Here is a 12,324-nt window from a genome sequence, read left to right as displayed (position 1 = left end):
CAAAAAAGGCACCCTAAGGTGCCTTTTTTCATTGTCTCGCTGAGCGATTACTCGTCGGCTGAGAAGCCAGCGTTTAGCAACGCCGCCAGGTTATCAGTCGCTTGTTCAGCAGACGGACCGTCCTGAGCTTCCGCACGCTTCGCCTGACGATCCTGATGGTACGCAAAACCGGTACCCGCAGGGATCAGACGTCCCACGATAACGTTCTCTTTCAGACCACGCAGGTCATCACGCTTGCCCGATACCGCAGCTTCTGTCAGTACGCGAGTCGTTTCCTGGAACGATGCCGCAGAGATGAATGACTCAGTCGCTAGCGACGCTTTGGTGATACCCAGCAGTTCACGCTCGAAACGTGCAGGCTCTTTGCCTTCTGCTTCCAGATCACGGTTAGCAATCTTAACTTGTGAGTATTCAACCTGTTCACCCGGCAAGAACTCAGAGTCACCCGCATGCGTGATAGTACACTTACGCAGCATCTGACGAACGATCGTTTCGATGTGCTTATCGTTAATCTTAACGCCTTGCAGACGGTAAACTTCCTGAACTTCGTTGGCGATGTACTGAGTCACAGCATGGATACCACGCAGACGCAGGATGTCATGCGGAGTCTCTGGACCATCAGCGATCACGTCACCACGCTCAACCCGTTCGCCTTCGAACACGTTCAGCTGACGATGCTTAGGAATCATCTCTTCGTAAGCCTCACCGCTATCGCGAGTGATCACCAGACGACGTTTACCTTTAGTCTCTTTACCGAAGCTGACTGTACCTGTGTGTTCCGCCAGAATCGCAGGCTCTTTCGGCTTACGGGCTTCGAACAGGTCAGCAACGCGTGGTAGACCACCGGTGATGTCTTTGTTACCACCAGACTTCTGAGGAATACGGGCTAGGGTATCACCCACACCAACTTCCGCGCCATCTTCGATGTTGACGATCGCTTTACCTGGCAGGAAGTAATGCGCTGGCATATCAGTGCCCGCGATCATTACGTCGTTGCCATTCTCATCCACAAGTTTGACCGCTGGACGCATGTCTTTACCTGCTGCAGGACGAGCAGCCGGCTCCGTCACTTCGCTTGACGACAGACCAGTCAGGTCATCCGTCTGACGAGAAACCGTCACGCCATCGATCATGTCCACGAACTGAACACGACCCGCCACTTCAGTGATGATTGGCATGGTGTGCGCTTCCCAGTTAGCCACTGTTTCACCAGCTTCAACTGCGTCGTTGTCACCTTTGCTCAACAGCGAGCCGTATGGCAGTTTGTGTTTCTCTTTGGTACGACCGAACTCATCGATGATGGTCATCTCAGAAGCACGAGACGTGATCACCAGTTTGCCATCTTTGTTGATAACAAATTTCGCGTTGTTCAGTTTCACAGAACCATTGTTCTTCGCTTGGATGCTGTTTTCCGCTGCCGCTGTTGATGCTGCACCACCGATGTGGAACGTACGCATCGTCAGCTGTGTACCCGGTTCACCGATAGACTGAGCGGCGATAACACCCACGGCTTCACCTTGGTTAACCAAGTGACCGCGAGCCAGGTCACGACCGTAACACTGAGCACAACAACCGAAGTCAGAATCACACGTTACGACTGAACGCACTTTCATGCTATCAACCGAGTTTTCGTCCATGATCTGACACCACTTCTCATCGATCAGGGTGTTACGCGGGATAAGAACTTCTTCGGTACCCGGCTTCAGCACGTCTTCTGCAACGACACGACCCAGCGCCAGCTCAGTCAGAGCAACTTTAACGTCACCACCTTCGATGTGAGGCATCATGTCGACACCTTCAACCGTACCACAGTCGTGTTCAGTAACCACGACGTCTTGTGCTACGTCAACCAGACGACGAGTCAGGTAACCCGAGTTCGCTGTCTTCAGTGCGGTATCCGCCAGACCCTTACGAGCACCGTGGGTTGAGATAAAGTACTGAAGTACGTTCAGGCCTTCTTTAAAGTTCGCGGTGATCGGCGTTTCGATGATTGAACCATCCGGACGTGCCATCAGACCACGCATACCAGCAAGCTGACGAATCTGCGCAGCAGAACCACGAGCGCCCGAGTCGGCCATCATGTAGATACTGTTGAACGACTCTTGTTGCTCTTCTTCACCGTCACGGTTCAGTACGGTTTCAGAGGACAGGTTTTCCATCATCGCTTTCGCAACGCGGTCATTGGTCGAAGCCCAGATATCGATCACTTTGTTGTAGCGCTCACCTGCAGTAACCAGACCAGACTGGTACTGTTCCTGGATTTCGCGAACTTCTTCTTCAGCTTCAGTGATTTCAGTGTATTTCGCTGGTGGTACAACCATATCGTCGATACCAACAGACACACCTGACAGTGCTGCGTACGCAAAACCGGTGTACATGATTTGGTCAGCGAAGATAACGGTGTCTTTCAGACCCAGCTTACGGTAAGCCTCGTTCAGCAGGTTCGAGATTTGCTTCTTACCCAGCTTCTGGTTCACGATGCTGTAAGGCAGACCTTTCGGTACGATTTGCCATAGCATTGCACGACCGATCGTGGTGTCCACCATCTTGGTTTCTGTCGTGCTGTGACCGTCTTCATCAACCACAGTTTCAGTGATACGTACTTTAACGCGAGCATGCAGTTCTGCTGACTTGGTACGGTACGCCTTCTCTGCTTCTGCAGAGCTGGCCAGGTACATACCTTCGCCTTTCACGTTGATCTTTTCACGGGTCATGTAGTACAGACCCAATACCACGTCCTGAGAAGGAACGATGATCGGATCACCTGACGCTGGCGACAGAATGTTGTTGGTCGACATCATCAGGGTACGCGCTTCAAGCTGAGCTTCCAGAGTCAGAGGTACGTGTACCGCCATCTGGTCACCATCGAAGTCCGCGTTGTACGCCGCACAAACCAGTGGGTGAAGCTGAATCGCTTTACCTTCGATCAGAACCGGTTCAAATGCCTGAATACCCAGACGGTGCAGAGTTGGTGCACGGTTCAGCAGCACTGGGTGTTCACGGATAACTTCATCCAGAATATCCCATACCACTGCTTCTTCGCGCTCTACCATTTTCTTCGCAGCTTTGATCGTTGTAGCCAGGCCACGTGTTTCCAGCTTGCTGTAGATGAATGGTTTGAACAGCTCTAGTGCCATCTTCTTCGGAAGACCACACTGGTGCAGACGCAGGTAAGGACCAACTGTGATTACAGAACGGCCTGAGTAGTCTACACGTTTACCTAGCAGGTTCTGACGGAAACGACCTTGTTTACCCTTGATCATATCAGCAAGAGATTTCAGAGGACGCTTGTTTGAACCTGTGATCGCACGACCACGACGACCGTTATCCAGCAGCGCATCAACAGACTCTTGCAGCATACGTTTTTCGTTACGTACGATGATGTCCGGAGCAGCCAGCTCTAGCAGACGCTTCAAACGGTTGTTACGGTTGATCACACGACGGTATAGATCGTTCAGATCAGACGTCGCAAAACGGCCACCATCTAGAGGTACCAGAGGACGCAGATCCGGCGGCAGAACTGGCAGTACAGTCAGGATCATCCATTCAGGGTTGTTCCCTGATGCGATGAACGCTTCAACCAGCTTCAGACGCTTAGTGATTTTCTTACGCTTAGTTTCAGAGTTGGTCGATTCCAGCTCTTCGCGCATTTGTTCCGCTTCTGCATGCATATCCATTGAACCCAACAGGTCCTTAATGGCTTCCGCACCCATCTTAGCGGTGAATTCATCACCCCACTCTTCCAGACGGTCCAGATACTCTTCTTCTGTCAGCATCTGACCTTTTTCCAGATCGGTCATGCCCGGTTCAGTAACTACGTACATTTCGAAGTACAGAACACGTTCGATATCACGCAGAGGGATATCCATCAGCAGACCGATACGAGATGGCAGTGATTTTAGGAACCAGATGTGAGCAACTGGTGACGCCAGTTCGATGTGGCCCATACGGTCACGACGAACTTTAGTTTGGGTCACTTCTACGCCACACTTCTCACAGATAACACCACGGTGTTTCAGGCGCTTATATTTACCACAAAGACATTCGTAGTCTTTTACCGGGCCAAAGATACGCGCACAGAACAGACCATCGCGCTCAGGCTTGAACGTACGATAGTTGATCGTTTCAGGTTTTTTAACTTCACCGAAAGACCATGAACGAATCATGTCCGGTGAAGACAGACCGATTTTGATTGCATCAAATTCTTCAGTCTTATGCTGTGCTTTTAGAAAGTTTAATAAGTCTTTCACAATCAGCTCCTGTAAGGAGTTAAAAGCAGCCTGCCAGCGCAGGCTGCTTTCTACCAGATAATCCGCTTTCTATTGAAAGGCAGTGGATTACTCTTCGTCTTCTAGTTCGATGTTGATACCCAGCGAGCGAATCTCTTTCAACAATACGTTGAACGATTCTGGCATACCAGGTTCCATGCTGTGGTTACCGTCCACGATGTTTTTGTACATCTTGGTACGGCCGTTAACGTCATCCGACTTAACGGTTAGCATTTCTTGTAGGGTGTAAGCTGCACCGTATGCTTCCAGTGCCCATACTTCCATCTCACCGAAACGCTGACCACCGAACTGAGCTTTACCACCAAGCGGCTGCTGCGTTACCAGGCTGTAAGAGCCGGTTGAACGTGCGTGCATCTTGTCATCAACAAGGTGGTTCAGTTTCAGCATGTACATGTAACCAACGGTTACCGGACGCTCGAATGCGTCACCAGTACGACCATCAAACAGAGTCAGCTGACCTGATTCTGGCAGATCGGCCAGTTTCAGCAGGCTCTTAATTTCTGGCTCGGTTGCACCGTCAAAGACTGGCGTTGCAACTGGTAGACCACCACGCAGGTTTTCAACCAGAGTCAGTACTTCCTGATCGGTCAGTGATGCAACGTCAACACGCTGACGAGTGTCACCCAGAGAGTAAACCTCTTGCAGGAACTCACGGAATTTCGCCAGCTCTTGTTGCTGTTTCACCATCTGGTTGATCTTGTCACCGATACCTTTCGCTGCCAGACCTAAGTGAACTTCCAGGATCTGACCGATGTTCATACGCGAAGGTACACCCAGTGGGTTAAGCACGATGTCGACCGGTTGGCCTTTCTCATCGTAAGGCATGTCTTCAACAGGGTTGATCTTCGAGATTACACCCTTGTTACCGTGACGACCCGCCATCTTATCACCAGGCTGAATGCGACGTTTCACTGCCAGGTAAACTTTCACGATCTTCAGTACGCCAGGAGCCAGGTCATCACCTTGAGTGATCTTACGGCGCTTGGTTTCGAACTTCTTATCGAATTCCGCTTTCAGCTCGTCGTACTGCTCAGCCAGCTGTTCCAGCTGAGTTTGCAGTGCGTCGTCTTCCAGCGTCATTTCCAGCCACTTCTTACGATCGACTGAGTCCAGTTTCGCTTCAGCGTGACCGCCTTCGATCAGGACCGCTTTCACACGGTTCAGAAGACCGCCTTCCAGGATCTGGAATTCTTCTGTCAGGTCTTTCTTCGCTTCTTTCAGCTGCATCTGTTCAATTTCAAGCGCACGCTTGTCTTTCTCTACACCATCACGGGTAAAGACTTGAACGTCGATGATGGTACCAGATACTGAGTTTGGTACACGCAGTGAAGTGTCTTTCACGTCAGACGCTTTTTCACCGAAGATTGCACGCAGCAGTTTCTCTTCTGGCGTCAGCTGAGTTTCACCTTTCGGCGTTACTTTACCGACCAGAATGTCGCCACCTTTCACTTCTGCACCAATGTAAACGATGCCTGACTCGTCCAGTTTAGACAGAGCAGACTCACCTACGTTTGGAATATCAGCCGTGATTTCTTCTGCACCCAGCTTGGTGTCACGCGCCACACAAGACAGCTCTTGAATATGGATCGTGGTGAAACGGTCTTCCTGAACAACACGCTCAGAAACCAGGATCGAGTCCTCGAAGTTGTAACCGTTCCAAGGCATGAATGCGATGCGCATGTTCTGACCCAGAGCCAGTTCACCCAGGTCAGTCGACGGACCGTCTGCCAGCACGTCACCGCGCTGTACTGGTTCACCCGGCATCACACATGGACGCTGGTTGATACAGGTGTTCTGGTTTGAACGGGTGTACTTGGTCAGGTTGTAGATGTCGATGCCTGCTTCACCCGGAACCAGTTCTTCATCATTCACTTTCACAACAATGCGAGAAGCGTCAACTGACTGGATAATACCGCCACGTTTTGCCACAGCAGTTACACCGGAGTCGACCGCGATGTTACGTTCGATACCGGTACCGACCAGCGGCTTGTCTGCGCGCAGTGTTGGGACCGCCTGACGTTGCATGTTCGCGCCCATCAAGGCACGGTTCGCATCATCGTGTTCCAGGAATGGAATCAACGAGGCCGCGATCGATACAACCTGGTTGGTCGCAACGTCCATATAGTCAACGTGTTCGCGTGGGTGCAGACCAGACTCACCTTTCTGACGAGCAGTGATCAGTTCTTCGGCAAACGTACCTTCTTCAGTCAGTACCGTGTTCGCCTGAGCGATAACGTATTGACCTTCCTGAATCGCAGACAGGTAATCCACGTCATCCGTCACCACACCATCAACAACACGACGGTAAGGCGTTTCCAGGAAACCGTACTCGTTACAACGAGCAAACGCTGACAGCGAGTTGATCAGACCGATGTTCGGACCTTCAGGTGTTTCGATAGGACACAGGCGACCATAGTGCGTTACGTGGACGTCTCGAACTTCGAAGCCCGCACGTTCACGAGTCAGACCGCCAGGACCCAAGGCAGAAATACGACGTTTGTGCGTCACTTCCGACAACGGGTTGTTCTGGTCCATAAACTGAGACAGCTGAGAAGAGCCGAAGAATTCTTTAACCGCAGCAGAGATAGGCTTCGCGTTGATGAGATCTTGAGGCATGATGGCATCAAGATCACCAAGGCTTAGGCGTTCTTTCACAGCACGTTCTACACGTACCAGACCAACACGGAATTGGTTCTCAGCCATTTCGCCAACGCTACGGATACGACGGTTACCCAGGTGGTCGATATCGTCGACCTCACCGATACCGTTACGGATCGCGATCAGCTTCTTCATCACTTCAACGATGTCAGTTTCGTCAAGTGTGCCTTGCTCTTGCGCGTCTTCACGACCGATTGAGCTGTTGAACTTCATACGGCCAACAGTCGACAGATCGTAACGCTCTTCAGAGAAGAACAGGCTTTCAAACAGGGCTTCTGCTGCTTCTTTCGTTGGCGGCTCACCAGGGCGCATCATGCGGTAGATTTCTACCAGTGCAGAAATACGATCAACCGTGTTGTCGATACGCAGGGTTTCTGACATGAATGGGCCGTGATCCAGGTCGTTCGTAAACAGAACTTCCAGTTTCTTGTGACCAGCCTGAGACAGGTTCGCCAGCGCTTCAAGAGAGATCTCTTGGTTCGCTGCAACGATGATCTCGCCAGTTGCTTCGTTGATGTAATCTTTCGATGCAACTTTACCTACGATGTACTCAACCGGTACTTCGATGTGATCAACGCCATCTTTTTCTAGTTGGCGGATATGACGAGCCGTTACACGACGACCTTTTTCTACGTAAACAGTACCATTCGCTTCGATGTCGAAGGTTGCGGTTTCACCACGCAGACGCTCAGGGACCAATTCCATGTGAAGCGTTTCATCTTTCACTTCAAAATTGATCTTCTCGAAGAAGATATCCAGGATCTCTTCTGACGTCTTGCCTAGTGCGCGAAGAATGATAGAAGCAGGCAGTTTACGACGACGGTCGATACGTACGTACAGGTTGTCCTTAGGGTCAAACTCAAAGTCGAGCCATGAACCGCGGTAAGGAATAATACGTGCGTTATAAAGAACTTTACCTGATGAGTGGGTCTTACCCTTATCGCTGTCGAAGAACACACCTGGGCTTCTGTGCAGCTGGGATACGATAACCCTCTCGGTACCATTGATTACGAAGGTACCATTCTCAGTCATGAGTGGAATTTCACCCATGTAGACTTCTTGTTCTTTAATGTCTTTTACAGTACCTGCTGGCGCGTCTTTATCAAAGATCACCAGGCGCAGTTTCACGCGCAGTGGCTTTGAGTATGTTACGCCGCGGATTTGACATTCTTTAACGTCAAAAACTGGCTCACCAAGACGGTAGCTAACGTATTGCAGCTCGGAATTGCCGTTGTAGCTCTGAATCGGGAATACAGAACGGAAAGCAGCCTCAAGACCGTATTGCCCTTCAGGATCCTGTTCGATGAACTTCTCGAACGAATCGAGCTGGATCGATAGCAGGTATGGAATGTCCAACACTTGTGGACGAGTACCAAAGTCCTTACGGATGCGCTTTTTCTCGGTATAAGAGTAAACCATGGGGTTCCTCAGCTCGCTGATAAGTGACCCAAACTGTCTCCACTAATAATGAGACAGTGACTAAACAACTGTTTAAACTGTAGTGACATTCCATTAAGAGAGCATGAAATGTTTTTTGCTCGGAGATAGGTGCTTAAACAGCGGGAAAATTCACCTATGCCCTACAGCGCAAAAAGGCCGGTGGTTAAAAAACCACCAGCCATTAGCCATACGGCTAAGAAGCTAAGTAATAATTACTTAACAACAACAGTTGCACCAGCTTCTTCTAGCTGAGCTTTCAGAGCTTCAGCTTCGTCTTTCTCAACGCCTTCTTTCAGAGGTGCTGGAGCGCCGTCTACTAGAGCTTTAGCTTCTTTCAGGCCTAGACCAGTTGCGCCACGAACTGCTTTGATTACAGCAACTTTGTTACCGCCAGCAGATTCTAGGATTACGTCGAATTCAGTTTGCTCAGCAGCAGCTTCGCCGCCAGCAGCGCCACCAGCTACAACAGCAGCAGCAGCAGTAACACCGAATTTCTCTTCCATAGCTTCGATCAGTTCAACAACTTGCATTACAGACATTTCTGCAATTGCGTCTAGGATTTGCTCGTTAGTAATAGACATAACAATTCTCTTTTAAGTCAACAATAAGTTTATTAAGCAACCAGTAAAAAGCAAGGCTTACGCCGCAGCTTCTTCTTTTTGATCGCGGATAGCAGCGATAGTACGTGCCAGCTTGCCAGCAGAAGCTTCTTTCATGCACATCATCAGGCGTGCAATCGCTTCGTCGTAAGTTGGTAGTGTCGCTAGAATTTCAGCATCAGTAACTGCGCCTTCAAATGCAGCAGCTTTGATCTCGAACTCAGCATTCTCTTTAGCGAAGTCTTTGAAAAGACGCGCTGCAGCACCTGGGTGCTCATTTGAGAATGCAATCAGAGTAGGACCAGTGAAAGTGTCAGTCAGACACTCGTAGTCAGTACCCTGAACAGCACGGCGTGCAAGAGTGTTACGAACAACACGCATGTAAACACCCGCTTCGCGAGCTTGTTTACGTAGAGCGGTCATTGCACCAACTTCAACGCCACGAGAATCAGCTACAACTGCAGAAAGTGCACCACTGGCTGCTTCGTTGACTTCAGCAACAATTGCTTTTTTGTCTTGAAGGTTTAAAGCCATCTTGGATTTACTCCTGGTTGTTATTACACCACTCACTATTATCACAACAGTGAGAGTTAATTAGGTGCATTCCCAGAAGAAAGGTAACTATTTACATAGAGCTTTCTGTCGGGTTTGGGCACCATCTACGTAGGACAATTAAGTCTGAAAGAATTCAAACGCCTACGGTCTTGGACGGAGACTGAGTCTTAATTCATTTCGAACCAAAGACAGTTCAAAGAACCAAAATTCAGCCCCAACCACAATAATTAGGCGCGAAATTATACATCAATTTCACGCCTAATCAAATCATTTAAGCTTGAGTGTTCAGGCTACCCTGTTCCACTGCAACACCTGCACCCATAGTGGTAGAGATGCTGACTTTCTTCAGGAAAGTACCTTTCGCTGAAGAAGGCTTAGCTTTCTTAAGAGCCACTAGAAGTGCTTCCAGGTTCTCTTTCAATTGGTCAGCTTCGAAAGAAACTTTACCAATGGTCGTGTGAACGATACCGTTCTTGTCGTTACGGTAACGAACCTGACCTGCTTTCGCGTTCTTAACCGCTTCAGCAACGTTAGGCGTTACAGTACCAACTTTCGGGTTTGGCATCAGACCACGAGGACCCAGGATAGTACCTAGTTGACCTACAACGCGCATTGCATCTGGAGAAGCAACAACAACGTCGAAGTTCATTTCGCCTTTCTTAACTTGCTCAGCCAGGTCTTCCATACCCACTAGGTCCGCACCAGCTTCTTTCGCAGCTTCAGCGTTAGCACCTTGAGTGAATACAGCAACGCGGATATCACGACCAGTACCGTGTGGCAGTACAGTTGCACCGCGAACGTTTTGGTCAGATTTACGAGCGTCGATACCTAGGTTAACAGCAACGTCAACAGACTCTACGAATTTAGCAGTTGCCAGTTCTTTCAGAAGAGCAACAGCTTCGTTGATTTCGTATTCTTTAGTTACGTCAACTTTTTCGCGGATTACGCGCATGCGCTTAGTTAGTTTTGCCATGATATTAACCCTCTACCACTAGGCCCATTGAACGAGCAGTACCCGCGATAGAACGCTTCATCGCTTCGATGTCAGCACCAGTCATGTCTGCAGCTTTAGTTTCTGCGATTTCCTGGATTTGAGCGTCAGTTACAGTACCCACTTTTTCAGTGTTTGGACGACCTGAACCAGACTTAACGCCAGCCGCTTTCTTCAGCAGAACAGCCGCAGGTGGAGTCTTAGTGATGAACGTGAAAGAACGGTCGTTGTAAACTGTGATAACAACAGGAGTAGGCAGGCCTTTCTCCAGAGATTCTGTTTTTGCGTTGAACGCTTTACAGAATTCCATGATGTTAACACCGTGCTGACCTAGTGCAGGACCAACTGGTGGACTTGGGTTTGCCATACCAGCAGCAACTTGCAGCTTGATATAAGCTTCAACTTTCTTAGCCATGATAATACCTAATTCTTGGGTTCAAACGCTAATCGACTGATCAGCTCCCCGTTGATGTACAAAACTTTTCGCTTCAATAGAAGCAAAAAGGCGCGAAATTATAGTCATATTTCGCGCCTTAAACAAGCCTTAAAAAGGTGTTTTTTTAATCAAGTTTTTCGACTTGACCAAATTCGAGCTCAACCGGTGTTGCACGACCAAAGATCGACACAGACACTTTCAGGCGGCTCTTCTCATAATCCACTTCTTCAACCGTACCGTTAAAGTCAGCAAACGGACCTTCGTTAACGCGAACCACTTCACCGGCTTCAAACATAGTCTTAGGACGTGGTGCTTCGCTGGCTTTCTCCAGACGATTCAGAATCGCATCGGCTTCTTTGTCTGTGATCGGAGCCGGACGGTCAGAGGTACCACCAATGAAGCCCATGACACGCGGCACGCTGCGTACTAAGTGCCATGATTCATCGTTCATGATCATCTGAACCAGAACGTAGCCAGGGAAGAACTTACGCTCACTCTTACGGCGTTGGCCTGAACGCATTTCTACTACTTCTTCAGTAGGAACCAGAACTTCACCAAACAGCTCTTCCATGCCGTGCATTTTGATATGCTCGCGCAGAGACTGTGCTACTCGACCTTCAAAACCAGAGAAGGCCTGAACCACATACCAGCGTTTTTTTGGAGCTTCACTCATGAATTAAAACCCTCTATACCCCAGTCGCAAAGGCAACCAGACGGACCATAATGCCGTCAATGCCCCATAGCACCAGAGCCATTACAATACTTACAGCTAAAACGATAAAAGTTGTTTGCATGGTTTCCTGACGAGTCGGCCAAACCACTTTACGAACTTCCATACGTGCATCGCGAGCGAATGCGATCGCAGCTTTACCTTTCACGGTCGTCGCCAACACACCCAGTGCTGCAACAACCAAAACTACCGCGCCGGCTGCTCGCGCAACCACATGCAGTTCATACACAGTAAAGCTTGACTGTGGACCACTTCCACCCAAAAGCGCGTTTCCCACAACAGCGGCAGCTAGCAGAACAAAAGCGACGATCCACTTAAATGTGTCTGCTGCGTTCGAGCTATCAGGAGTTTCAGCATTATTTGCTTTCATAAAACCAACCTGTCTAAGTCTTAATATAGACGACAACAACCCCGCTGTTGCAGGGCAAATCCATAACACCAAGGGAAACCCCGTGATGTGCTCTTTTTATCAGTCGAGTGCAAACTCTCAACCGAATAAAATCCTGACTGCGCATTTGCATGAATAAGAAACCAGCAAACACTTCATTCAGCGCATAAAAAGGGCATCAAATGATGCCCTTTTTACCAGTGTTTCGTCAAATCTTATTCAAAGATTTTCGCAACAA

At 49.3% G+C, this 12,324-nt stretch carries 8 protein-coding genes; all 8 read right to left on the bottom strand.

The window, feature by feature from the left end:
• Nucleotides 1–47 precede the first annotated feature (47 nt).
• The gene (rpoC, locus tag VPR01S_RS20945; RefSeq protein ID WP_021707369.1) at nucleotides 48–4,250 is read right to left on the bottom strand and encodes a DNA-directed RNA polymerase subunit beta'; all 4,203 of its coding nucleotides are present in this window, start codon (nucleotides 4,248–4,250) and stop codon (nucleotides 48–50) included.
• Between the two features lie 87 nt (nucleotides 4,251–4,337).
• Nucleotides 4,338–8,366, bottom strand: a complete 4,029-nt coding sequence (gene rpoB / locus VPR01S_RS20940) for a DNA-directed RNA polymerase subunit beta (protein ID WP_021707368.1) — start codon at nucleotides 8,364–8,366, stop codon at nucleotides 4,338–4,340.
• A gap of 233 nt (nucleotides 8,367–8,599) precedes the next feature.
• The gene (rplL, locus tag VPR01S_RS20935) at nucleotides 8,600–8,968 is read right to left on the bottom strand and encodes a 50S ribosomal protein L7/L12 (protein ID WP_021707367.1); all 369 of its coding nucleotides are present in this window, start codon (nucleotides 8,966–8,968) and stop codon (nucleotides 8,600–8,602) included.
• Nucleotides 8,969–9,025: 57 nt separating this feature from the next.
• Entirely contained in the window at nucleotides 9,026–9,520 is a 495-nt protein-coding gene (gene rplJ, locus VPR01S_RS20930; RefSeq protein WP_021707366.1) for a 50S ribosomal protein L10, read from the bottom strand.
• Nucleotides 9,521–9,812: 292 nt separating this feature from the next.
• Entirely contained in the window at nucleotides 9,813–10,514 is a 702-nt protein-coding gene (rplA, locus tag VPR01S_RS20925) for a 50S ribosomal protein L1 (protein ID WP_021707365.1), read from the bottom strand.
• Between the two features lie 4 nt (nucleotides 10,515–10,518).
• Complete coding sequence (gene rplK, locus VPR01S_RS20920) at nucleotides 10,519–10,947, bottom strand: 50S ribosomal protein L11 (protein WP_004415883.1); 429 nt, start codon at nucleotides 10,945–10,947, stop codon at nucleotides 10,519–10,521.
• A gap of 145 nt (nucleotides 10,948–11,092) precedes the next feature.
• The gene (nusG, locus tag VPR01S_RS20915; RefSeq protein ID WP_021707364.1) at nucleotides 11,093–11,641 is read right to left on the bottom strand and encodes a transcription termination/antitermination protein NusG; all 549 of its coding nucleotides are present in this window, start codon (nucleotides 11,639–11,641) and stop codon (nucleotides 11,093–11,095) included.
• A 13-nt stretch (nucleotides 11,642–11,654) separates the two neighbouring features.
• The gene (gene secE / locus VPR01S_RS20910) at nucleotides 11,655–12,068 is read right to left on the bottom strand and encodes a preprotein translocase subunit SecE (protein WP_021707363.1); all 414 of its coding nucleotides are present in this window, start codon (nucleotides 12,066–12,068) and stop codon (nucleotides 11,655–11,657) included.
• Between the last annotated feature and the right edge of the window lie 256 nt (nucleotides 12,069–12,324).

This window comes from Vibrio proteolyticus NBRC 13287 (assembly GCF_000467125.1).
GTDB lineage: Bacteria > Pseudomonadota > Gammaproteobacteria > Enterobacterales > Vibrionaceae > Vibrio > Vibrio proteolyticus.
The sequence above is the reverse complement of the archived record's forward strand: the minus strand, read 5'-3'. Positions and strand labels throughout refer to the sequence as shown.